Below are 908 nucleotides of genomic sequence, written 5' to 3'. Positions count from 1 at the left end.
GCCGCCTCGTGGTTCTTCGCCTGCATCTTCCTCATCGTTGCAGCGACAATCCTCCGTTCATTCTTCCTTTAAGCCGATGGAGTACACAGTTAACAAGGGAGCCGGCAAGGGCGTGGAGTTCAAGGGGCTTACCACGATGTACCTGTTCGTCCTTGCCGTCGGACTCGCAGCCGTACTACTGTCAGTCATCCTGCTGTACTTCATCGGTGCGTCGCCGTGGGCGTGCGTGGCATACGGCTTGATTGCAGGAAGTGTTTTTGCATATGTCGTGTTCCGTATGAACGCGAGATTCGGCGAGTACGGACTCATTAAGAGGCTGGCACGCAGCCACCATCCGCGCTACCTTATAAGCCGCAAGAGGATACTCTGCATGGTGCAGGAAAGGAGGACGCCATGAGGAATGTTATGAAAGCCGACACACTCGAGCGCAAGTTCCCAATCCTTGCCGTTGAAGACGGATGCATCGTCAGCAAGGACGCGGACATAACGGTAGCCTTTGAGGTGGCGCTGCCGGAGATTTTCACCGTCACAGCGGAAGAGTACGAAGCCGTGCACTCCTCGTGGGTGAAGGCAATAAAAGTCCTGCCGGAACATTCCGTGGTGTGTAAGCAGGACTGGTTCACGAAGGAAACGTATAGGGCTGACTACTGCAAGGAAGGCTTTTTGTCGAGGAGCTACGAACACCACTTCAACGAGCGGCCTTACCTCAACCACCGTTGCTATCTTTTCCTGACGAAGACGACAAGGGAACGCAACCGCGGAAGGAGCGATTTCAGCACGCTGTGCCGCAACCGCATCCTGCCGAAGGAAGTCACCGACAAGGAGACGGCGGCGCGGTTCATCGAGGCCGTGGAGCAGTTCGAGCGCATAGTGAACGATTCAGGGCACGTGTCCCTGTGCAGGCTCGG

At 56.2% G+C, this 908-nt stretch carries 3 protein-coding genes; all 3 read left to right on the top strand.

From position 1 onward, the window contains the following. The coding region (locus tag QVO66_RS08225) for a DUF4134 family protein (RefSeq protein WP_288172746.1) at positions 1–72 on the top strand (72 nt) is incomplete at its 5' end. 4 nt (positions 73–76) lie between these two features. After that, positions 77–397: a DUF4133 domain-containing protein gene (locus QVO66_RS08220; protein WP_021854988.1), complete on the top strand. Its 321-nt coding sequence runs from the start codon at positions 77–79 to the stop codon at positions 395–397. Continuing rightward, the coding region (locus QVO66_RS08215) for a TraG family conjugative transposon ATPase (protein ID WP_288172745.1) at positions 394–908 on the top strand (515 nt) is incomplete at its 3' end. The genes QVO66_RS08220 and QVO66_RS08215, both read left to right, overlap by 4 nt.

It is taken from the genome of Prevotella sp. CAG:255 (assembly GCF_000431195.1).
GTDB classification, from domain to species: Bacteria; Bacteroidota; Bacteroidia; order Bacteroidales; family Bacteroidaceae; genus Prevotella; species Prevotella rara.
Note: the sequence above shows the minus strand (reverse complement) of the source record. Positions and strands in the feature narration are given on the sequence as shown.

Coding starts and splice junctions, on each gene's coding strand:
- QVO66_RS08220 (WP_021854988.1), top strand. CDS start 77: ATGGAGTACACAGTTAACAAGGGAGCCGGCAAGGGCGTGGAGTTCAAG.